We start from the raw sequence: 20,493 nt of genomic DNA on the forward strand, positions 1-20,493 counted from the left end.
CAGACTGGGTTAGCGATAGCTTACTGCGGATGCTTCACCGTTTCGACCTGCTGCATCGGTGTCGTGTCGGCGGGCGGCAGCGGCTTGCGCTCGCGCGGCACGCGCGTCGGCTTGACGGCTTGCGCGGCGGCTTCCTGGGCGGCGCGCAGCTTCTCGGAGTCGGTGTTGACCCAGACGAGGCCGGCGCTCTCCAGCATCGACTTCAGCCCTTCGCCCGACAGGCCAGCCGACGCCGTTCCGTTCGTGCGCGCGCCGTGCGATTCGGCGGCCGTCGTCACAGGTGCGGCTTCTGCCGGCTGCGGCTCGGGTTGGGCCGCATGCGCAACGGGCTCGGCGACCGGCTCGGTTGCCGGCTGAGCTGTAACGGGTGCTTCGACGACCGGCTCCGTTTCCGTAGCGGGCGCGACGGGAGCAACAGGCGTTGCTGCCACCGGCTCGGCGACGGGTTCGGCTGCGGCGGGTTCGGCTGCTGCAGGCGCGGGCGCCTCGGCTGCCGGGGCAGTTTCAACCGGCGCAGGGGTTTCGACCGCCGGCTCGGCAGGGGCCACGGGCGCAGCTTCCTGCGGCTCGACGGCCTTGGGCTCGGCGGGCGCGGCTGCTTGCGCTTCCGGTTCTGCCTGCGGCGCGGCGGGGGTTTCGTCGGCGGGCACGACGGCTTCTGCCTTCGCTGCCTTTTCGACGGCGAGCGACGGCGTTTCGGCCGACGCATGCAGTTCGCTGACCACGGCTGCACCCGTCGCGACGGCTGCCACGACGACTTCGACCGGCTTCGCGGTTTCTGCCGGTTCCTGTCCGGCGGGAGCCGTTGCCTGAGGCTGCGCTTCGTGACGGCCCGTGTGCTCTGGCGTGCGAACAGGTGCTTCCGTCGACGCGGCTGCTGCCGCCTCGCCTTCCGCTTCGGCCATATCCGCTGCCGTGTTCACGTTTACGCCTTCCTCTTCGCGCTCGCGACGGCCACCGCGGCGACCGCGACGACGACGGCGACGCTCTTCACCATCGCGCGCTTCCTCGGTGGGGGCGGCGCCGCCCGTCAGGCCGGCTTGCGCCTGCGCGGCGACGTCGGCCTGGGCTTCGTTCTGGCTCAGCGCTTCAGCGGCTTCCTGCTGCGGCTTGCGGCGTTCGCCGCGCTCTGGGCGCTCGCCACGTTCGCGGCGCTCTCCGCGCTCCTGACGCTCTTGGCGCTCGCCACGCGCCGTGCTTTCGGCTGCTTCTGCGCGTTCTGCGCGCTCCTGACCGCGCTCGACGCGCTCCGGACGCGTCTCGCGTGCTTCACGGCCCTCGCGCTGCTCGCGGCCGCCACGCGGTTCCCGTGCTTCGCGCGGTTCGCGTTCCTCGCGACGCTGCGACGGCTGGCCCTGACGGCCTTGCGTTGCCGCGCCTTCGCCACGCGCCGAGTCGCGGCCGCCTGCGCCGCCGCGACGGTTGCGGTTGCGGTCGCCGCCGCGCTCGCCTGTGCGCTCACCGCGCTCGGTACGTTCGGCGCGCGCCGGCTTCGCCGTCTTTTCGACGGGTGCCGGAGCCGGTGCAGGGGCGGCCGGTTGCATGCCGAACAGACCCTTTAGCCAGCCGATGAAGCCGCCCGTCGCGGGCTTCATCTCGGCGGGTGCAGGGGCTGCGGGAGCCGGCGTGCGGACGGGGGCGCTCGGCGCCGGCTTCTCCGGCGTGATGCCCTTCACAGCCGCTTCCTGCTTCGGCTTCACGTCCTCGGCGCGCTTGCTGTAGCCCGTTTCCGATTCCAGTTCGCGCGCGGCTTCTTCCGCCATCTTCCACGAGGCGCGCGGATCGTCGAGGCGCGCATCGTCGTGACGCAGACGCTCAAGCTTGTAATGCGGCGTGTCGAGATGCTTGTTCGGCACCAGCACGACGTTGACCTTGAAGCGCGACTCGATCTTGTTGATTTCCGAGCGCTTTTCGTTGAGCAGGAAGGCCGTGACTTCGACGGGCACCTGGCAGTGGATCGCCGCGGTGTTTTCCTTCATCGCTTCTTCCTGAATGATCCGCAGCACTTGCAGCGCGGACGATTCGGTGTCGCGGATGTGGCCCGTGCCGTTGCAGCGCGGGCAGGTCACGTGGCTGCCTTCCGACAGCGCCGGGCGCAGACGCTGGCGCGACAGCTCCATCAGGCCGAAGCGCGAAATCTTGCCCATCTGGACGCGCGCGCGGTCGTGCTTGAGCGCGTCCTTCAGACGCTGCTCGACTTCGCGCTGGCTTTTGGCCGACTCCATGTCGATGAAGTCGATCACGATCAGGCCGCCCAGGTCGCGCAGACGCAGCTGGCGAGCGACTTCATCGGCGGCTTCGAGGTTCGTGCGCGTGGCCGTTTCCTCGATGTCGGCGCCCTTGGTGGCGCGCGCCGAGTTCACGTCGATCGCGACGAGCGCTTCCGTGTGGTCGATCACGATGGCGCCGCCCGACGGCAGCGGCACCGTGCGCGAGTACGCCGTCTCGATCTGGTGCTCGATCTGGAAACGCGAGAAAAGCGGCACGTCGTCGTGATACCGCTTCACCTTGTTGACATTGTCCGGCATCACGATGTCCATGAAGGCGCGCGCCTGATCGTGGATTTCCGTGGTGTCGATGAGAATTTCGCCGATATCCGGCTGGAAGTAGTCGCGAATCGCGCGGATGACGAGGCTCGATTCGAGATAGATCAGCATCGGCTGACCTTGCGTGCCGCTTTGGGATGCGGCTTCGATCGCGCGCCACAGCTGCATCAGGTAGTTGAGGTCCCACTGCAGCTCTTCGGCGCTGCGGCCGATGCCCGCCGTGCGCGCGATGATGCTCATGCCTTCCGGCAGTTGCAGCTGGGCCATCGTTTCGCGCAGTTCCTGGCGGTCGTCGCCTTCGATCCGGCGCGATACGCCGCCGCCGCGCGGATTGTTCGGCATCAGCACGAGGTAGCGGCCGGCGAGCGAGATGAACGTGGTGAGGGCGGCGCCCTTGTTGCCGCGTTCTTCTTTCTCAACCTGAACGATCAGTTCCTGGCCTTCCCTGAGGGCGTCCTGAATGCGCGCCGAGCGCATGTCGATGCCTTCGCGGAAATACTGGCGGGCGACTTCCTTGAACGGGAGAAAACCGTGGCGGTCTTCACCGTAGTTGACGAAGCAGGCTTCGAGCGACGGCTCGATGCGCGTCACGATCCCCTTGTAGATATTGCCTTTGCGCTGTTCGCGCCCGGCGGTTTCGATGTCGATGTCGATGAGTTTTTGCCCATCGACGATGGCGACGCGCAGTTCTTCCTGCTGCGTCGCATTGAACAACATGCGTTTCATTGAACGGCTCCAGAGCGGCTCTGCGTGTCCGAGCCGACGGCGCGCGGGATCGAATCCGGCCAGCCGACGGCAACGGCAGCGGCATGCCGCGCCTTATTGTGTTTTCACAAGCACGCTGGAGCGGGAAAGATGGCGGGAGAATTGCCTTGAATGGGCGCCGTCCGACGGAAACTGGACGCGCTGCCGCAGGGCACATGCGAACACGGCTTCAAATAATGGCCCGACACGCCGCGGGTCCTGGCAGCCGACTTGCATACGCCTTCGTCCACGTGCGCCGGCGCGCCAGCTGGGCGCGCGTCCGGACAACAGGTTCGAAGGCTGCGGTCTTGCCGCAGCGGGGAAGCTCGCTCACAACGCGTGCTGCGCCCGCTCGGGGGTGTCTCGCCTCATTTTGACGTCGCCATGTCCCGCACTTTCTGCGGGACGCCTCGGGCGCACGCCGTATTTTCGCCACTGGCCGCTTCGCGCTAAAGGGACATCAGAGACATCAAAGCCGTCCGCTGCCGAAGCTCGCCAGTCAAATTCTTTTTGACCAAAATTCCGTTACCGACGGAGCCGACAGTGACCGAACGTGCCTGTGGGCGCCGTCCCTGCCGTGTCGTGATCCGTGCGTGCAACTTGTTGCATCTCATTTTCAGGGCGAGCAACCAACCCCCGGCACAAGTAAAATAGCGCTTTATAGCTTGCACCTGCACAATCCACCCGCGATTCGGTTTAATGCGCCGATCTTATATAGTCGGCCGCCGCAGACTGCTGGCCAAATTATATTCAGAATGAAAGAGTTAGGCAAAACATCCCAGAAATCGGTCGCGAGCGCGGTCGCAAGCGATCAGGTGTCGATGATCGAAATCGACGACAGCGCGGCTGGCCAGCGTATCGACAACTTCTTGTTGCGCGTCTGTAAAGGCGTGCCGAAAAGCCATATTTATCGGATCCTGCGTAGCGGCGAAGTGCGCGTAAACAAGGGCCGGGTCGACGCGCAATACCGGCTCGCTCATGGCGATCTGGTGCGCGTGCCGCCCGTTCGCGTCGCGCGGGCGGACGAGCCGGCCGTGAACGCGCCGGTGCCGTTCGCGCATTTCGACATTCTGTATGAGGACGAGCACCTGCTCGTCATCGACAAGCCGGCTGGCGTCGCGGTGCACGGCGGGAGCGGCGTCGCGTTCGGCGTGATCGAGCAGTTGCGCGCCGCGCGCCCGCAGGCGAAGTTTCTGGAATTGGTGCATCGGCTGGATCGCGAGACGTCGGGCGTGCTGATGCTGGCTAAAAAACGCGCGGCGCTCGTTAATCTGCACGAGCAGATCCGCGAAAACCGGATGGACAAGCGCTACTACGCGTGCGTACACGGCGAATGGGCGAGCGACTGGGGCCGCCGGCGCGCAGTGAAGGAGCCGCTGCACAAGTACCTGCTGCCCGATGGCGAGCGGCGCGTGCGCGTGCAGCCGGACGGCTTGCCGTCGCACACTATTTTCAACCTCGTCGATCGTTGGCCCGGTTATGCGTTGCTCGAGGCGGAGCTGAAAACGGGGCGGACGCATCAGATTCGCGTGCATCTCGCGCATCTGGGGCTGCCGATCGTCGGCGACGCCAAATACGGCGATTTCGCGCTGAACAAGGCGCTCGCACGCGCCAACGCGCAGCCTGGGATCAAGCGCATGTTCCTGCACGCGTACCGGCTGAAGCTGACGCACCCGGCCTCCGGCGACACGATGCAGTTCGAGGCGCCGCTGCCGGCCGAATGCCGGCGCTTCGTCGAGCAGCTTGCTGAAATGAGCGCGCAACAGGGCAAAGCGCAGGACGACGCGCAGGACAAGTCGCAGCGCGGACAACCACAAAACGAGACGGGAACGCATGGCTAGGCAGCAATTTGATCTGATCGTCTTCGATTGGGACGGCACATTGATGGATTCGACCGTCCACATCACCCGCAGCATCCAGGCCGCGTGCCGCGACCTCGGCCTGCCCGTGCCCGCCGATGAAGCCGCGAGCTTCGTGATCGGCCTCGGCTTGCGCGACGCGCTGCAGATCGCCGCGCCGACGCTCGATCCGTCCGACTATCCGCGGCTCGCCGAGCGCTACCGCTTCCACTATCTGGTGAAGGACCAGACGACTGAGTTGTTCGCGGGCGTTCGCGAAATGCTCGCCGATTTGCGCGATCAGGGTTATCTGCTCGCCATTGCGACGGGAAAAAGCCGCGTCGGGCTCAATCGCGCGCTGGACCAGGTGCGGCTCACGAGCCTTTTCGACGGCACGCGCTGCGCCGACGAGACGTTCTCGAAGCCCCATCCCGCCATGCTGCACGAGCTGACGCGCGAACTGGGGCAGGATCTCGTGCGCACGGTGATGATCGGCGATACCACGCACGATCTGCAGATGGCCATCAATGCGGGCGTTTCGGGCATCGGCGTCACTTACGGCGCGCATCCCGCCGATTCGCTGGCGGCGCTCGAGCCGAAATACGTCGCGGATAGCATCGCTTCGCTGTCGGGCTGGCTGCGGGAGCATGCATGACGGACGCCGCGCTGGAGCCTGTGCGCATTTGCGCGTCCGATGAACTCGTCGATGGCGGCATCGGCATTCGCCGCAACGCGACCCACGCGGGCGGTGATGCCGTCGTCTTCTTCATTCGCTATGACGGCGTCGCGTATGGCTACCTGAACCGCTGCGCGCATGTGCCGATGGAGATGGACTGGAGCGAGGGGCAGTTCTTCGAATCGTCCGGTTTATACTTGATGTGCGCTACGCATGGCGCGATTTACGCGCCGGATACGGGCAAATGCGTCGGCGGTCCTTGTCGGGGCGGCAGGCTTCGCCCGGTGCAGGTCGACGAACGCGACACGCCCGAAGGCCGCGCGGTGTTCTGGCTCCCGGACGGCGATCTGCTTCCCGCATCCTCCTGATTTCCCAGCTTCATTTCCAAAACGCTCTATCTGGCGGCAACGCATGTCCGACAATCTCACTCCCGATCCCCAGGAACCGGCTGCACCAGGCCGTGAATCCCGTCGCGGCGCGGCCGCCGACGAGCTGAACTGGGAGCGCGGCGCGCTCGAGCGGGTTGCGCTGGCTGCGATCAAGGAGCAGCGCGCGGCCCGTCGCTGGCGCATCTTCTTCAGGTTCATGTTCCTCGGCGTGCTGGTGCTCATCGGACTGGCGATCTTCGATTTCAGCGGCGAGAAGGTCGCGACCACCGGTCGGCATACGGCGCTCATCACGCTCGACGGCGAAATCGCCGCAGATACGAACGCGAACGCAGAAGATATCGATACGGCGCTGGAAAGCGCCTTCGATGACGCCGGCACGGCCGGTGTCGTCCTGCGTTGCAACAGTCCGGGTGGCAGCCCCGTGCAAGCGGGCATCATCTACCGCGATATTCGTCGGTTGCGCGCCAAATATCCGTCTGTTCCGCTGTATGTCGTCGTCGGCGACATGTGCGCGTCGGGCGGTTACTACGCTGCGGCGGCCGCCGACAAGATCTACGTCGACAAGGCGAGCATCGTCGGCTCGATTGGCGTGCTGATGGACGGCTTTGGCTTTACGGGGCTGATGGACAAGCTGGGCATCCAGCGCAGGATGCGCACGTCCGGCGAGAACAAGGGCTTTTTCGATCCGTTCTCACCCGATACGCCGAAGATGGACGAACATGCGCAGGCGATGCTCGATCAGATCCACGCGCAGTTCATCGACGCAGTGAAGCAGGGCCGCGGCAACCGGCTGAAAGACAGCCCCGATATCTTCTCCGGCCTCTTCTGGACGGGCGAGAAGAGCGTCGAACTGGGCCTGGCGGACGGCTTCGGCGACACCGATTTCGTCGCGCGGGAAATCATCAAGGCGCCGGACGTCGTCGATTACACGGTGAAGGAAAGCATCACGGATCGCGTGGCGAAGAAGTTCGGCGCGGCGGTCGGCAGCGGCGCCGTGCGCGCAATGGCGACGTTCGGAAAGCTGAACCTTCGATAGCGCGCCTGCAATGTGGCGGCCAGGAATCTGGCCGCCATTTTCCCGAAGTCAGGTCGCCAGAATCAGAAAGATCGCCGGGCGTTTATGCAGATCGGGCGCGGGCTTCTTCTTCCAGTCCGCGACTGTCCGGCTCACGATCGTTTCGCTTTCCAGTGTCAGATCGACGGCGACGCAGATCAGCGTCGACGGCGCGCAAGTCGCGATCAGCGCATCGAGTAGCGCGCGGTTCCGATAGGGCGTTTCGATGAAAATCTGCGTCTGCCTGGCTTTGCGCGATTGCTGCTCCAGGTCGCGAAGGCGTTTTACGCGCTCGTTGGCGTCGACGGGCAAATAGCCGTGAAACGCAAAGCTCTGGCCGTTCAGTCCCGACGCCATCAGCGCGAGCAGGATGGAACTCGGTCCCACGAACGGCACGACCTTGACGCCGCGCTCGTGCGCGCGCCGCACGAGCAGCGCGCCCGGATCGGCGACGGCCGGGCAACCTGCTTCCGACACCAGGCCCGCGTCCGTTCCCTTCAAAACGGGCGCAAGCAGCTTGTCGATCTCGCCGGCCGGCGTATTCACATTCAGTTCACGAATCTCGATTTCCTGGATCGGCCGCTCCGTCCCGACTTTTTTCAGGAACGCGCGCGTCGTTTTCGCGTTTTCGCCTATGTAATAGTGCAGAGCGGCGGCGCGGGCCCGAACGGGCGCGGGCAGGACGGCGTCGAGCGCGGCGGCGTCGCCGTCGCCGAGCGTGTTCGGAATCAGGTAAAGCACGCCGCTCATCATCGCGCCCCCAGCAGCGGATAGCCCGCGGCGAGCAGCATCTGCGTGAGTGCGATCAGCGGCAGGCCGATCAGCGCGGTCGGATCGTCGGATTCGATGGCTTCGAGGAGCGCAATGCCGAGTCCTTCGGCTTTCGCGCTGCCGGCGCAATCGTAGGGCGTTTCGGCGCGCAAATACGCGTCGAGCGAGGCATCTGGAAGGTCGCGAAAGCGTACGCGGGTGATCACGTCGGCGGTCTGCGCCGTGGCCGAGCGGCTGTCGAACAGGCAGAGCGCGCTATGAAACAGCACCTCGCGGCCGCGCATGGCTTGCAGTTGCGCGAGCGCTTTCTCGTGCGAGCCGGGTTTGCCGATCTGGTGTCCGTCATAGGTCGCGACCTGGTCGGAGCCGATGACGAGCGCCGGCTCGCCGGCGGTGAGTGCGTTGGCGACCGCATGCGCCTTGGCTTGCGCGAGGCGCAGCGCCGTCGCTTCCGGCGATTCGTCCGCATGCGGCGTTTCGTCGATGGCGGGCACGATGACATCGAACGGAATGCGCAGGCGTTCGAGCAACTCGCGGCGATACGGCGAACTCGACGCCAGAATCAGGCGGGGCGGGCGTTTGGGGAAATCCGGCATGCTGAAATGGGACCTCGTTCTGAAGGCGGAACCGACTGCAAAAAGGCGGGCGTGAACGCCTTCGCATGGACGGTCTTAAGTGTTTGACTCGAAAAGACAAAACGGATATGATTTTGGGCTTTTCATCGGTATGCTTTGCCGTATGGCGCGCTACGCGGACTCAAACGTCGGTGGCACGCAGAAAACAAGGCATGGCGATTTACCCGGCTGAAACCCTTGCCGACGCAGGAGCGCACATGACTCAACATCCTGGCAAACCTGCTGGTCTCGTCGACCCGCGCGAACTCGATCTGTTCGAATTTGCCCGAAGTGGACGTCAGGCCGCGGGTACCGTGCGCGTCTCGCAACTGCCGCGCATGTTAAACGAAGTCCCTGAGGAAGCGCCAGATCGCGACGCCGCGTTCACCTGGCAAGCCGAAGGGGCGATGCAGCCGGAATTGCAGGACGATGGCACCGAGGGTCCGCAGCCGTATCTGAGGCTCGCGATTCACGGCGCCGCATGGCTCGAATGTCAGCGTTGCCTGTCTCCGTACGAGCAGGCGTTCAACGTCGATGCGACTTACCGGATCGTCAAAACCGAAGAGGAAGCTGAAGAGTTTCCTCTGGACGAGGATGAAGTCGATGTGATCGTTGGGTCACGCCAGTTCGATCTTGTCGACTTGATCGAAGAGGAATTGCTGCTTTCGTTGCCGCTCGTGCCGAAGCACGACGTCTGTCCTGAAGTGCATGAGAGCCTCGCCTCGGGCGCTAGCGGGCTGGAAGGCGAAGATGCCGCGAAGGTGGAAGGCGACGATGCCGCGAGGGTGGAAGGCGACGATGCCGCCAAGGGCGAAGCCGGCGAGGGTGAAGAACCCAAACGGCCAAATCCATTCGCGGTGCTCGAAGGCCTGAAATCGGGCGGGTCCGGCGGCAAGAAGCACTGAACAGTTGCATGGGAGCGCGATGGGGCGCGCCGGGCGCGATGGTTTCAGCCACGCGGCCTATGGCGGTTGCCGTATCGGGCTGTGTTAGAATTCGGAAAATTTTCAGGAGTTATCATGGCAGTTCAACAAAACAAGAAGTCGCCGTCGAAGCGCGGTATGCATCGCTCGCACGATTTCCTCAACGCAGCGCCGCTGGCTGTCGAGCCGAGCACGGGTGAAGTGCATATGCGTCACCACATCAGCCCGAACGGCTACTACCGCGGCAAGAAAGTCGTCAAGACGAAGAACGACTAATCGCCCGGCATCGCGCGCAGTTGGGCTCAGTTGGGATTTCCCATCCGGGGTTCAACGCGCTGGCGTTTCGCGTGGCGATCGACTCGCTTGACATTTTCCCGGTTCATCGAAAAGGCGGCATTCAACTGCCGCTTTTTTGTGCCTGAAATTCGTCGCATTCCATGACCGTAAAGCTCACGATAGATTGCATGGGAGGCGACCACGGGCCGTCCGTGACTGTTCCCGCTGCCGTCAACTTCGTTCGCTCGCATCCCGATGCGCATCTGATGCTCGTCGGCATCGAAAGCGCGATTCGAGCGCAGCTCAAAAAGCTGAAGGCGGCAGACGATCCGGCACTCACGGTCGTACCCGCATCCGAGATCGTCGCAATGGACGATCCGGTTGAAGTCGCGCTTCGTAAGAAAAAAGACTCGTCGATGCGCGTTGCACTCAATCGCGTCAAGGAAGACGAGGCGCAGGCCTGTATCTCCGCCGGCAACACCGGCGCGCTGATGGCCGTTTCCCGTTATGTTCTTAAAACGCTCCCGGGCATCGAACGTCCGGCGATCGCGTTTGCGCTGCCCAATCCCACCGGCTACACGACCATGCTCGATCTCGGCGCGAACGTCGACTGCGAGCCGCAGCATCTGCTGCAGTTCGCCGAGATGGGCCATGCGCTGGTGTCGGCTGTCGAAGGCAAGGAGCGTCCGAGCATCGGGCTCCTGAATATCGGCGAAGAGGTCATCAAGGGCAACGACACCATCAAGCGCGCAGGCGAGCTTCTGCGCACCAGCACGCTCAACTTCCGCGGCAACGTGGAAGGCAACGATATCTACAAAGGCACCGTCGACGTGATCGTCTGCGATGGCTTCGTCGGTAACGTTGCGCTGAAGACGTCGGAAGGCCTTGCGCAGATGCTCTCAGACATCATCAAGGAAGAATTCGGCCGTTCGTGGATGACCAAGGTGATGGCCCTGCTCGCACTGCCCGTGCTGCTGCGCTTCAAGAAGCGCGTCGATCACCGGCAGTACAACGGCGCGGCGCTCCTCGGCCTGCGCGGGCTCGTGATCAAGAGTCACGGTTCGGCCGATGCCTACGCGTTTGAGTGGGCAATCAAACGCGGGTATGATGCCGTCAAAAATGGCGTTCTGGAACGCCTTGCCCGCGCGATGGAGGAGAACGCGGGTTCACTCGAACAGGCGACGCGCGAAGCGGGCGGCGCGGGTTCCGCGAGCCAGATTGCGAGCCCGATTGCGGGTCCGATTTCCGGCCAGCCGGCCGAGCCCTACAGCGCACTATCCTCGAAGGCATAATGGCTCAATCCACTATCTACTCCCGCGTGCTGGGCACGGGCAGCTATCTGCCGCCCAACCGCGTTTCCAATCAGGATCTGGCTGATCGTCTCGCGAAGCAGGGCATCGAGACGAGCGACGAATGGATCGTGGCACGCACGGGCATCCACGCGCGCCACTTTGCCGATCCCGATGTCACGACGAGCGAGCTCTCACTGATCGCATCGCAACGCGCGATCGAAGCCGCCGACGTCGATCCGCAATCGATCGATCTCATCATCGTCGCCACGTCGACGCCGGATTTCGTGTTCCCGAGCACGGCCTGTCTGCTGCAGAACAAGCTGGGTATCAAGAACAACGGCGCCGCGTTCGATGTGCAGGCCGTGTGCTCAGGTTTTGCCTATGCCGTTGCGACGGCTGACAGCTTCATTCGAAGCGGGCAACATCGTACTGCGCTGGTGGTCGGTGCTGAAACGTTCTCGCGCATCCTCGATTTCAACGACCGCACCACGTGTGTGCTGTTCGGCGATGGCGCGGGTGCCGTCGTGCTGCAGGCATCGGACGAGCCGGGCGTGCTGGCAAGCGCGCTGCATGCGGACGGCAGTCATTCGGACATTCTCTGCACGCCGGGCAACGTGCACGGCGGCATCGTGCAAGGCAGCGCGTTCCTGCACATGGACGGCCAGGCGGTGTTCAAGCTTGCCGTCAACGTGCTCGAAAAGGTCGCGATCGAAGCGCTGCAGAAGGCCGATCTCAAGCCCGAGCAGATCGACTGGCTGATTCCGCACCAGGCCAATATCCGCATCATGCAGAGCACGTGCCGCAAGCTCGGCCTGCCGCAGGAGCGGATGATCGTCACCGTGCACGAACATGGCAACACGTCGGCCGCGTCGATTCCGCTCGCGCTCGACGTCGCGGTTCGCGACGGCCGCATCCAGCGCGGCCACAACGTGCTGATCGAAGGCGTGGGCGGCGGCTTTACGTGGGGCGCGTCGGTCATCCGCTTCTGACGACGACCGGGCGACCGTGCCTGCGCGCCGCTGGCAGCGGCAGCGCGGGCTTGTGCGCGCCACGCGCAACTGAATTCATCGAATTGGGGACGATATGAAATTTGCGTTCGTTTTTCCGGGGCAGGGCTCGCAGTCGGTCGGCATGCTCAATGCGTTCGCCGATCACGCGATCGTGCGCGAAACTCTCCAGGAAGCCTCCGACTCGCTCAACCAGGACCTCGGCAAGCTGATCGCCGAAGGCCCGGCTGAAGACCTGAACCTGACGACCAACACCCAACCTGTGATGCTGACGGCTGCCTACGCGATCTTTCGCGCGTGGCAGACGGCGGGCGGCCCGACGCCCGCCATCGTCGCCGGCCACAGCCTCGGCGAATACACGGCGCTCGTCGCCGCCGGCGCGCTGAAATTCCGCGACGCCGTGCCGCTCGTGCGTTTTCGCGCGCAGGCCATGCAGAACGCGGTGCCCGTCGGTCAGGGCGGCATGGCCGCGATTCTCGGCCTCGATGACGACGCGGTGCGCGACGTGTGCAAGGAAGCGTCGACGGCTGGCGTCGTCGAGGCGGTCAACTTCAATGCGCCTGCGCAGGTCGTGATCGCGGGCCACAAGGCAGCCGTCGAAAAGGCGTGCGAGGTCGCGAAGGCAAAGGGCGCGAAGCGCGCGCTGCCGCTGCCCGTGTCCGCGCCGTTCCATTCGTCGCTGCTCAAGCCGGCTTCGGATCAGCTCCGCGAGTATCTGTCGAGCGTCGACGTGCAGGTGCCGTCGATCCCCGTCGTGAACAACGTCGATGTGGCCGTCGTCAACGAGCCGGCTGGCATCAAGGATGCACTCGTTCGTCAGGCGGCGGGCGCCGTGCGCTGGGTCGAATGCGTGCAGTCGATGGCGAAGCAGGGCGTCACGCACGTGGTCGAATGCGGTCCGGGCAAGGTGCTGGCGGGTCTGACCAAGCGAATCGACGGCAACCTGGCTGGCGCGTCGATCGTCGATCCGGCAACGCTCGACGAAGTGCTGAAGCTCGTTACGGCCTGAACGTCTCCTGGCGAGGCGGCAACGAATCAAATAGCCCTGCGCTTGCGGGGCACTGCGGAATTGAATGATGGAAAAGACTCTCGATAAACAGATCGCGATCGTGACGGGCGCTTCGCGTGGCATCGGCCGCGCAATCGCCATCGAACTTGCGCGTCAGGGCGCGACGGTGATCGGCACGGCGACGAGCGAAAGCGGTGCGAATGCGATTACAGAAGCGTTCAAGGCCGAAGGTCTGAACGGCCGCGGCGCCGTGCTGAACGTGAACGATGCTGCGGCGGCGGAAGCGCTGATCGAAGGCACCGTGAAAGAGTTCGGCGCGCTCAACGTGCTGGTGAACAACGCGGGCATCACGAAAGACCAGATCGCGATGCGCATGAAGGACGAAGACTGGGACGCCGTGATCGACACGAACCTCAAGTCCGTGTTCCGTCTGTCGCGCGCCGTTCTGCGCCCGATGATGAAGGCGCGTGGCGGGCGGATCATCAACATCACGTCGGTGGTCGGCTCGGCGGGCAATCCCGGACAGGTGAACTACGCGGCCGCGAAAGCGGGCGTCGCGGGCATGACGCGTGCGCTGGCACGTGAAATCGGCAGCCGCGGCATCACCGTGAACTGCGTCGCTCCGGGTTTCATCGATACCGACATGACGAAGACGCTCCCCGAAGAGCAGCAGACGGCACTGAAGGCGCAAATTCCGCTCGGCCGTCTCGGCAGCCCGGAGGACATCGCCCACGCCGTGACGTTCCTTGCATCGCCGCAGGCCGGTTATATCACCGGCACGACGTTGCACGTGAACGGCGGCATGTATATGTCGTAATCAAATTCGGTTACTATCCGCGCCTTGATGCAATTCAAAGCGCCAATAGGACGGCTTTATAGCAACCTAGTGCGTCGCTTTTTTACAGATGCAAACCTGATAAAATGCGCGCACCTGTATTTATGAACTTTTTTCCCTTGGAGGGGTGGTAATGGACAATATCGAACAGCGCGTCAAGAAGATCGTTGCAGAGCAACTCGGCGTTGCCGAAGCGGAAATCAAGAACGAAGCATCGTTCGTGAACGACCTCGGCGCTGACTCGCTCGACACGGTTGAACTCGTGATGGCTCTCGAAGACGAATTCGGCATGGAAATTCCGGATGAAGAAGCCGAGAAGATCACGACGGTTCAGCAAGCGATCGACTACGCCCGCGCCAACGTCAAGGCCTAAGGTCATTCGCGCCCGCCTGGTTGCCTCGGCTGCTGCGAACGTCGCAGCGCCCGCTGTCGCGGACGCCCTGTCGTGCCGCGAGGCGGCGCAAGCAGGGCAGGCGCCGACATCCATGCGCATGCGCGCTATCCTGACGGCGCCGTTCAAGGCGCACTGGCCGATGCAGCGACGGTCGGCTCTTTCGTCATTGCGCTTACTGATGCAGTTTCTGGCGCTCGCGCCACTGTATCGGTCAGCGTATTCGTCAGCGCGCAGGTCAGCGTTCGTCAGGTTAACAGCCACAGGGTTCACAGGGCGCTTTCCTGTGGGTACTGTGGCTTTTGTTTTGTCATCTATGGAAAAGGGGTTACCGTGAGCCGTCGTCGTGTTGTTGTTACAGGCCTGGGGCTTATTTCGCCTGTTGGCAATAATGTTGCCGACGGCTGGGCCAATCTGGTCGCAGGCAAGTCCGGCATCGCCAACATCACGAAGTTCGACGCGTCGAACTTCTCCACTCGCTTCGCCGGCGAAGTGAAGGGCTTCAATGTCGAGGACTACATTCCCGGCAAGGAAGCGCGCCATATGGATACGTTCATCCATTACGGCGTGGCGGCCGGCATCCAGGCGATGCAGGATAGCGGCCTCGAGATCACCGAAGCGAATTCGGAGCGCGTCGGCGTGGTGGTCGGCTCGGGCATCGGCGGCCTGCCGATGATCGAAGTCACGCAGACGGAACTGCTAAATCGCGGCCCGCGCCGCATTTCGCCGTTTTTCGTGCCCGCGTCGATCATCAACATGATCTCGGGCCATCTGTCGATCAAATACGGCCTGAAGGGCCCGAACCTGGCGATGGTGACGGCTTGCACGACGGGTCTGCACTGCATCGGCGAGGCATCGCGCCTGATCGAATACGGCGACGCCGACGTGATGATCGCGGGCGGCGCGGAATCGACTGTTTCGCCGCTCGGCATCGGCGGCTTTGCGGCCGCGCGCGCCCTGTCGCAGCGTAACGACGATCCGGCGACGGCGAGCCGTCCGTGGGACAAGGACCGCGACGGCTTCGTGCTCGGCGAGGGCGCGGGCGTGATGGTGCTCGAAGAATACGAGCACGCGAAGGCTCGCGGGGCGAAGATCTACGCGGAAGTCAGCGGCTACGGCATGAGCGGCGACGCGTACCACATGACGGCACCGCTCGAAGACGGCGACGGCGCACGCCGCTGCATGATCGCGGCGATGAAGAACGCCGGCGTGAACCCCGATTCGGTGAGCTACCTGAACGCGCACGGCACGTCGACGCCGCTGGGTGACCTCGCGGAAACCACGGGCATCAAGCGCGCATTCGGCGATCACGCGAAGAGCATCGTCGTAAACTCGACCAAGTCGATGACGGGTCACCTGCTGGGTGGCGCCGGTGGTCTGGAATCGGTGTTCACGGTGCTGGCCGTGCATCATCAGGTGTCGCCGCCGACCATCAACATCTTCAACCAGGACCCGGAATGCGATCTCGACTACTGCGCGAACACGGCGCGGGAGATGAAGATCGACGTCGCGCTGAAGAACTCGTTCGGGTTCGGCGGCACGAACGGCACGCTGGTTTTCAAGCGCACCTGAGCGTTTGACAGCAGCATGGTCGTCGCCGGCTCGTCCGGCAAGTGCTCCCGCGGCGGACGCTCCCCGTCTCGCACTGAACGGCGGACCCTCGCAGCGCGTCGCGCTGCGGCGGTCCGCCGCGTTGTATCTGGCGACGGCGCTGTTCGTCGTCGTCGCCGTTGCCGCGGTCTGGGCGACTATCGCGCCCCGTTTCGGCATGGTTCGGGCCGCGCTGACGGGTGCGGCTGTTTTCGCCATTCTCGCGCTCGCAGCCGTCCGTCATGCGCGCAATGAGCCGCGCGCATTTAAAATCGGGCCGGATGGAATGTCGGTCTGGAGCAGCATAGGAATATTGCGCGCTCAGGGCCGTATCGTTGGATGCAGCCAATGGAGCGACTGTCTTTTGATGCTGTCGCTCGAAGACGAGGGCGGAAGATCGCACAGGCTTCTGATCGCAGCCGACATGCTCGAGCGTGACCTTTTTCGCGAGCTTGCCGTGCTCGCGAGGCGCAGCGCGCACGTCTGAGCGGCCCGTCGATGCGGCCCCGCGCCTTGACTGTAAAGACTGTAACCGCTGTTACGCGTGTAACTTGCCATCTTGAAGGGGAAGCTACAATAGTGCCCCGCCACACGCGCAAAAGTTAACGGATTTATCAGGTGAGCGAAAAAGAAATAGATCAGGTGCTGGTTGAACGCGTCCAGAATGGCGACAAGGCCGCGTTCGAGCTTCTGGTCTCGAAGTACCACCGCAAGATCATCCGGCTGATCTCGCGCCTCGTGCGGGATCCCGCCGAGGTCGAGGACGTGGCCCAGGATGCCTTCATCAAGGCATACCGGGCGCTGCCCCAATTCCGCGGCGAGTCCGCGTTCTATACGTGGTTGTACCGGATTGCCGTCAATACGGCCAAGAATTACCTTGCGACCCAGGGCCGGCGCGCGCCCACTTCGACCGAAGCGGACGCCGAAGAGGCTGAAACTTTCTCCGATGCCGACCAACTAAGGGATATCAACACGCCCGAGTCGATGTTGATGAGCAAACAGATCGCAGAGACGGTCAATGCTGCGATGGCGGTTTTACCGGAAGAGCTGCGCACCGCCATAACTCTTCGTGAAATTGAAGGTCTGAGCTACGAGGAAATCGCTGAAATGATGGGGTGCCCGATCGGCACCGTCAGGTCGAGAATTTTCCGCGCTCGCGAAGCCATTGCGGCAAAATTGCGTCCGCTGCTTGACACACCCGAGGGCAAGCGCTGGTAACGGCTGTTGGATACAGCGGCTACCTGGCCTCGCGGACGGCGGCGCAGTATCTGGGTTAAGTGGTGTCACTACGGGGTGTCTGTAAAGATGGGGAGCATCATGGGGTCGGTTTCGATGCCAATGCAAACAAATGCGCAAGCAAGCTCGCATCGCGAGCGTCTGTCTGCTTTCGTCGACGGGGAACTGGTCGACGGCGAGCGTCCGAACACAATTCTTGCCGCACTGGACCATGAAGGCCGTGCGACATGGTCGTGCTATCACCTGATCGGCGACGCGCTGCGTTCCGACGATCTGGCTGTCAGTCCGGCCGCAAGCAGCGCGTTCATGAGCGGCTTCGCAGCCCGCTTCGAAAGCGAGGCCCATGTACTGGCGCCCGCTTCGATCCCGGTCGCGCGCCGCCTGTTGTCGTTGCGCCGGCGCGTGATTCCGGCTTTTGCCGTCGCTGCGGCTGCCGCTACGCTCACGTGGATCGTGATGCCGCAACTGCAGGGCATGAACACGGCGGGCTCTGGCGTCACACAGGTCGCATCGGTCGCACCGCATTCGGATTCGATGCAGCGCGTGGCGATGGCCTCGATGCCGGCTGCGACGACTGCGCAGGCGAGCGGCCAGGACGGCAACATCATCCGGGACGCGAATCTCGATCAATATCTGGAAGCGCATCAGCAGTTCGGCCTGCAGCCTGTCGTGTCGGGCTCGATGCCGTTGCTACGCGCGGCCTCCCTGACGACGCAGGGCCAATAGTCTGATGCAGAATCTGCGGTTGAAAAAAACGACTATCTGGGGGCGGCTGCCGGCATTCCTGTTCTGCGCAGCCGTGATGTTGTCCGCGACTTCGCGCACCTTTGCGCAAACGGACGATTCCGCCGCCCGGCACAACGCGGCGGAAGTGTTGAACCGGATCCATCAGGCCGCCCAGCAGCAGAACTACGAGGGCGCATTCGTTTATCAGCGCGGCAACTTCGTCCAGTCCTCGCGCATTTCGCACTACACGACGCGTAACGACGGCGAGTTCGAATCGCTCGAAAGCCTCGACGGCAAGCCGCGCAAGATGCTGCGCCATAACGACGAGTTGTATACGTTCGTGCCGGAGCGTCATCTGTGCGTCGTCGAAAAGCGGCAAAACAAGGATTCGTTCCCGGCGCTCCTGTCGGCAAGCGGCGATCAGGTGCTGACCGTCTATGACCCGAAGATGCTGGGCACGGACCGCGTCGCCGGTATCGACAGCCAGGTGATCGAACTCGATCCGAAGGATGCCAACCGCTTCGCGTACAAGCTGTGGGCCGACACGAAGACAGGCTTGCTGCTGCGCGCGCAGACGCTCGATCCGAGTGGCCAGGTGCTCGAACAGATGTCGTTTTCGCAGATTCGCATCGGCGTTCCCGCGGACAAGGGGCCCATCGCGAACGGCATCAGGAACACGGCCGGCTGGACAGTGGTGCGGCCGCCCGTCGAGCCCGTCGATATGGAAGCGCAGGGCTGGCAGATCGCGCCGCCCGTCGCGGGCTTCCACAAGATCCGCGAGCTGCGCCGGCCGATGGCAGCGGCCGATCCATCCAATCCGCCTATTCCCGTCGATCAGATGGTGTTTTCGGATGGCCTCGCGGCGCTGTCGATCTTCGTCGAGCCGGTCGAAAAAAGCACGCGCAAGGAAGGGGCCGGAAACAGCGGTGCAACGCACGTGCTCGTCAAGCGGCGCGGCGATTTCTGGATCACATTGCTTGGGGAAGTGCCTCAGGCCACGTTGCAGCAATTTGCGGCTGCCATAGAATACAAGCCTTCCCGGTAATCCTTCGGTTCGCTACGACATGACGACTCTTTCGGTGCGCAAATTCTTCGCGGCCGCGGTGCTGGTGGCTTGTCTGCCGTTCATGCCGCACACGGCGTCGGCGGCGCCTGCTGCCAATCTGCCCGATTTCACCGATCTCGTCGACAAGGTCGGGCCGGCTGTCGTCAATATCCGCACGACGGCAAAGGTCTCCAGTTCGGCGCGCGGCTTGCCGCCCGGCATGGACGACGGCGACATGTCGGAGTTTTTCCGGCGTTTCTTCGGCATTCCGATGCCTAATTCGCCGCAATCGCCGGGCTCTCCGAATTCGCCGAATCCGCCGCGCGGTGGCAACAACGATCAGGACCAGTCGCCGGATGGCGGTGGCGATACCGAGCAGAACAGCGGCGTCGGCTCGGGCTTCATCCTGTCGCAGGACGGCTACGTGATGACGAATGCGCACGTGATCGACGATGCCGACACGATCTACGTCACGCTCACCGACAAGCGCGAATTCAAGGCGAAGCTGATCGGCGTCGACGACCGCACGGACGTGGCCGTCGTGAAGATCAACGCGGCGAATCTGCCGACGGTGCCGATCGGCGATTCGAACAAGGTGCGCGTCGGCGAATGGGTGGTCGCGATCGGCTCGCCGTTCGGCCTCGAAAACACGGTGACGGCGGGCATTGTCAGCGCGAAGGGCCGCGACACGGGTGACTATCTGCCGTTCATCCAGACGGACGTCGCCGTAAACCCCGGCAATTCGGGCGGTCCGCTGATCAACATGCAAGGCGAAGTGATCGGCATCAACTCGCAGATCTACAGCCGCACGGGCGGCTTCATGGGCATTTCGTTCGCGATACCGATCGACGAAGCGATGCGCGTGGCCGATCAGCTGAAGACCTCGGGCAAGGTCGTGCGCGGACGTATTGCTGTCGCGATCGGCGAAGTGACGAAGGACGTGGCCGATTCGCTCGGCCTGCCGAAAGCGCAGGGCGCGCTCGTCAGCAGCGTCGAGCCGGGCGGTCCCGCCGACAAGGCCGGCGTGCAGCCGGGTGACATCATCCTGAAGTTCAACGGCCATAACGTCGACACCGCGACGGACCTCCCGCGCATGGTCGGCGATACGAAGCCGGGCACGAAGGCGACGATCACGGTTTGGCGCAAGGGCCAGACGCGCGAAGTGCCCGTGACGGTCGCCGAAATGCAACCGGACAAGACCGCGAAGGCCGAGCAGAAGAAGCCGCCCACGCCGAAGCCGCGCGCGTCGAATGCGCTGGGCGTTGCCGTCAGCGACATTCCCGCCGACCAGTTGAAGTCGCTCAAGCTGCGCAACGGCGTGCAGGTCGACGCCGTCGACGGTCCGGCGGCGCGCGTTGGATTGCAGCGTGGCGATCTCATCTTGCGCCTCGGCGACACGGACATCACGAGCGCAAAGCAGTTCGAAGAAGTGACCTCGCATCTCGATCCGTCGAAGATGGTCGCGCTGCTGGTTCGTCGCGGCGACAACACGCAGTTCGTGCCGATCCGCCCGCGCGCGGCGAAGTAATCG

The 20,493-nt window shown here is 63.8% G+C and carries 20 protein-coding genes; 17 read left to right on the forward strand and 3 right to left on the reverse strand.

Features of this window, described 5'->3' with window-relative positions; genetic code table 11:
- Positions 1-20: 20 nt before the first annotated feature.
- Positions 21-3,272: an Rne/Rng family ribonuclease gene (locus tag VSR68_RS02460; protein ID WP_342938265.1), complete on the reverse strand. Its 3,252-nt coding sequence runs from the start codon at positions 3,270-3,272 to the stop codon at positions 21-23.
- 773 nt (positions 3,273-4,045) lie between these two features.
- Here VSR68_RS02460 and VSR68_RS02465 point away from each other — a divergent pair.
- From VSR68_RS02465 to VSR68_RS02480, 4 genes are read left to right on the forward strand one after another with little or no spacing between them, the layout of a single operon-like run.
- Entirely contained in the window at positions 4,046-5,131 is a 1,086-nt protein-coding gene (locus VSR68_RS02465) for an RluA family pseudouridine synthase (protein ID WP_342938266.1), read from the forward strand.
- The gene (locus VSR68_RS02470; protein WP_342938267.1) at positions 5,124-5,783 is read left to right on the forward strand and encodes an HAD-IA family hydrolase; all 660 of its coding nucleotides are present in this window, start codon (positions 5,124-5,126) and stop codon (positions 5,781-5,783) included. The genes VSR68_RS02465 and VSR68_RS02470 overlap by 8 nt, the downstream gene beginning before the upstream one ends.
- On the forward strand, positions 5,780-6,172 hold the full coding sequence (locus VSR68_RS02475; protein WP_342938268.1) for a Rieske (2Fe-2S) protein: 393 nt from the start codon (positions 5,780-5,782) through the stop codon (positions 6,170-6,172). Before VSR68_RS02470 ends, VSR68_RS02475 begins: the two co-directional genes overlap by 4 nt.
- Positions 6,173-6,215: 43 nt before the next feature.
- Positions 6,216-7,229: a S49 family peptidase gene (locus VSR68_RS02480; RefSeq protein ID WP_342938269.1), complete on the forward strand. Its 1,014-nt coding sequence runs from the start codon at positions 6,216-6,218 to the stop codon at positions 7,227-7,229.
- Positions 7,230-7,277: 48 nt separating this feature from the next.
- Here VSR68_RS02480 and VSR68_RS02485 read toward each other — a convergent pair whose 3' ends face one another.
- The gene (locus tag VSR68_RS02485; protein ID WP_342938270.1) at positions 7,278-8,000 is read right to left on the reverse strand and encodes an SAM-dependent methyltransferase; all 723 of its coding nucleotides are present in this window, start codon (positions 7,998-8,000) and stop codon (positions 7,278-7,280) included.
- Complete coding sequence (locus VSR68_RS02490) at positions 7,997-8,614, reverse strand: Maf-like protein (protein WP_342938271.1); 618 nt, start codon at positions 8,612-8,614, stop codon at positions 7,997-7,999. The genes VSR68_RS02485 and VSR68_RS02490 overlap by 4 nt, the downstream gene beginning before the upstream one ends.
- Positions 8,615-8,850: 236 nt before the next feature.
- Between VSR68_RS02490 and VSR68_RS02495 the strand changes: the two genes are divergently transcribed.
- The 13 genes from VSR68_RS02495 (at position 8,851) to VSR68_RS02555 (ending at position 20,490) form a co-directional block, all read left to right on the forward strand.
- Complete coding sequence (locus VSR68_RS02495) at positions 8,851-9,537, forward strand: DUF177 domain-containing protein (protein WP_342938431.1); 687 nt, start codon at positions 8,851-8,853, stop codon at positions 9,535-9,537.
- 114 nt (positions 9,538-9,651) lie between these two features.
- Positions 9,652-9,831 carry a 50S ribosomal protein L32 gene (rpmF, locus tag VSR68_RS02500; RefSeq protein ID WP_342938272.1) on the forward strand — a complete coding sequence of 60 codons (180 nt, stop codon included), beginning with the start codon at positions 9,652-9,654 and terminating at the stop codon, positions 9,829-9,831.
- Positions 9,832-9,992: 161 nt separating this feature from the next.
- On the forward strand, positions 9,993-11,123 hold the full coding sequence (plsX, locus tag VSR68_RS02505) for a phosphate acyltransferase PlsX (RefSeq protein WP_342932851.1): 1,131 nt from the start codon (positions 9,993-9,995) through the stop codon (positions 11,121-11,123).
- Positions 11,123-12,112, forward strand: coding sequence for a beta-ketoacyl-ACP synthase III (locus VSR68_RS02510; protein ID WP_087733549.1), 990 nt, complete (start codon positions 11,123-11,125; stop codon positions 12,110-12,112). Before plsX ends, VSR68_RS02510 begins: the two co-directional genes overlap by 1 nt.
- 94 nt (positions 12,113-12,206) lie before the next feature.
- On the forward strand, positions 12,207-13,139 hold the full coding sequence (gene fabD, locus VSR68_RS02515; RefSeq protein WP_342938273.1) for an ACP S-malonyltransferase: 933 nt from the start codon (positions 12,207-12,209) through the stop codon (positions 13,137-13,139).
- 67 nt (positions 13,140-13,206) lie between these two features.
- Positions 13,207-13,956, forward strand: a complete 750-nt coding sequence (gene fabG / locus VSR68_RS02520; protein ID WP_342938432.1) for a 3-oxoacyl-ACP reductase FabG — start codon at positions 13,207-13,209, stop codon at positions 13,954-13,956.
- A 151-nt stretch (positions 13,957-14,107) separates the two neighbouring features.
- Positions 14,108-14,347: an acyl carrier protein gene (acpP, locus tag VSR68_RS02525; RefSeq protein ID WP_004197638.1), complete on the forward strand. Its 240-nt coding sequence runs from the start codon at positions 14,108-14,110 to the stop codon at positions 14,345-14,347.
- A 351-nt stretch (positions 14,348-14,698) separates the two neighbouring features.
- Positions 14,699-15,937: a beta-ketoacyl-ACP synthase II gene (gene fabF, locus VSR68_RS02530; protein ID WP_342938274.1), complete on the forward strand. Its 1,239-nt coding sequence runs from the start codon at positions 14,699-14,701 to the stop codon at positions 15,935-15,937.
- A gap of 4 nt (positions 15,938-15,941) precedes the next feature.
- The gene (locus tag VSR68_RS02535) at positions 15,942-16,442 is read left to right on the forward strand and encodes a protein YgfX (protein WP_342938275.1); all 501 of its coding nucleotides are present in this window, start codon (positions 15,942-15,944) and stop codon (positions 16,440-16,442) included.
- Between the two features lie 131 nt (positions 16,443-16,573).
- Positions 16,574-17,173, forward strand: coding sequence for an RNA polymerase sigma factor RpoE (rpoE, locus tag VSR68_RS02540; protein WP_012400242.1), 600 nt, complete (start codon positions 16,574-16,576; stop codon positions 17,171-17,173).
- Between the two features lie 99 nt (positions 17,174-17,272).
- The gene (locus tag VSR68_RS02545; protein ID WP_342938276.1) at positions 17,273-17,917 is read left to right on the forward strand and encodes a sigma-E factor negative regulatory protein; all 645 of its coding nucleotides are present in this window, start codon (positions 17,273-17,275) and stop codon (positions 17,915-17,917) included.
- A gap of 4 nt (positions 17,918-17,921) precedes the next feature.
- Positions 17,922-18,962, forward strand: coding sequence for a MucB/RseB C-terminal domain-containing protein (locus tag VSR68_RS02550; RefSeq protein WP_342938277.1), 1,041 nt, complete (start codon positions 17,922-17,924; stop codon positions 18,960-18,962).
- Between the two features lie 19 nt (positions 18,963-18,981).
- On the forward strand, positions 18,982-20,490 hold the full coding sequence (locus tag VSR68_RS02555; protein ID WP_342938278.1) for a DegQ family serine endoprotease: 1,509 nt from the start codon (positions 18,982-18,984) through the stop codon (positions 20,488-20,490).
- The last annotated feature ends 3 nt before the right edge of the window (positions 20,491-20,493 follow it).

Source organism: Paraburkholderia phymatum, assembly GCF_038900715.1.
Taxonomy (GTDB): Bacteria; Pseudomonadota; Gammaproteobacteria; order Burkholderiales; family Burkholderiaceae; genus Paraburkholderia; species Paraburkholderia phymatum_A.

Bases quoted from the DNA above. Each gene is read 5' to 3' on its own strand.
- VSR68_RS02490 (WP_342938271.1), bottom strand. From the start codon at position 8,614: ATGCCGGATTTCCCCAAACGCCCGCCCCGCCTGATTCTGGCGTCGAGT.
- VSR68_RS02470 (WP_342938267.1), top strand. From the start codon at position 5,124: ATGGCTAGGCAGCAATTTGATCTGATCGTCTTCGATTGGGACGGCACA.
- rpmF (WP_342938272.1), top strand. From the start codon at position 9,652: ATGGCAGTTCAACAAAACAAGAAGTCGCCGTCGAAGCGCGGTATGCAT.
- VSR68_RS02465 (WP_342938266.1), top strand. From the start codon at position 4,046: ATGAAAGAGTTAGGCAAAACATCCCAGAAATCGGTCGCGAGCGCGGTC.
- VSR68_RS02510 (WP_087733549.1), top strand. From the start codon at position 11,123: ATGGCTCAATCCACTATCTACTCCCGCGTGCTGGGCACGGGCAGCTAT.
- VSR68_RS02475 (WP_342938268.1), top strand. From the start codon at position 5,780: ATGACGGACGCCGCGCTGGAGCCTGTGCGCATTTGCGCGTCCGATGAA.
- fabD (WP_342938273.1), top strand. From the start codon at position 12,207: ATGAAATTTGCGTTCGTTTTTCCGGGGCAGGGCTCGCAGTCGGTCGGC.
- fabG (WP_342938432.1), top strand. From the start codon at position 13,207: ATGGAAAAGACTCTCGATAAACAGATCGCGATCGTGACGGGCGCTTCG.
- VSR68_RS02545 (WP_342938276.1), top strand. From the start codon at position 17,273: ATGGGGTCGGTTTCGATGCCAATGCAAACAAATGCGCAAGCAAGCTCG.
- VSR68_RS02485 (WP_342938270.1), bottom strand. From the start codon at position 8,000: ATGATGAGCGGCGTGCTTTACCTGATTCCGAACACGCTCGGCGACGGC.
- VSR68_RS02460 (WP_342938265.1), bottom strand. From the start codon at position 3,272: ATGAAACGCATGTTGTTCAATGCGACGCAGCAGGAAGAACTGCGCGTC.
- VSR68_RS02550 (WP_342938277.1), top strand. From the start codon at position 17,922: ATGCAGAATCTGCGGTTGAAAAAAACGACTATCTGGGGGCGGCTGCCG.
- plsX (WP_342932851.1), top strand. From the start codon at position 9,993: ATGACCGTAAAGCTCACGATAGATTGCATGGGAGGCGACCACGGGCCG.
- acpP (WP_004197638.1), top strand. From the start codon at position 14,108: ATGGACAATATCGAACAGCGCGTCAAGAAGATCGTTGCAGAGCAACTC.
- VSR68_RS02495 (WP_342938431.1), top strand. From the start codon at position 8,851: ATGACTCAACATCCTGGCAAACCTGCTGGTCTCGTCGACCCGCGCGAA.
- VSR68_RS02480 (WP_342938269.1), top strand. From the start codon at position 6,216: ATGTCCGACAATCTCACTCCCGATCCCCAGGAACCGGCTGCACCAGGC.
- VSR68_RS02555 (WP_342938278.1), top strand. From the start codon at position 18,982: ATGACGACTCTTTCGGTGCGCAAATTCTTCGCGGCCGCGGTGCTGGTG.